Here is a 275-nt window from a genome sequence, read left to right on the forward strand (position 1 = left end):
TGAGTGATTGCTGGTGTGGTGCTCGGAACAAGGTTCTCGAAATTTCCACCGGTGGCGCTGGTAATCGTTGCCTGCACCGAACCGGCATCTTTGTAGACGTCATCGGTTGGTGCTGGAACGGTGACATTACCGCTGGTTTCGCCAGCTTTGATAGTGATTACCGCGCCATTGGACAGGGTCACGGTCACTGGCGAGCCAGCGGCGTTGGTCAGGGTTGCGGTGTACGTAATTTGACCACCCTCGGCCACGGAACCGGTCGCGGACAGCGACAGGTT

1 protein-coding gene is annotated in these 275 nt (G+C 57.8%); it reads right to left on the minus strand.

What is annotated here, in order from left to right; translation table 11 throughout:
- Positions 1–275: immunoglobulin-like domain-containing protein (locus HU755_RS27085; RefSeq protein ID WP_186638327.1), on the minus strand; the 275-nt coding region annotated here is incomplete at both ends.

The sequence above is a fragment of the Pseudomonas sp. SWRI111 genome, from assembly GCF_014268555.1.
Classification (GTDB): Bacteria; Pseudomonadota; Gammaproteobacteria; order Pseudomonadales; family Pseudomonadaceae; genus Aquipseudomonas; species Aquipseudomonas hamedanensis.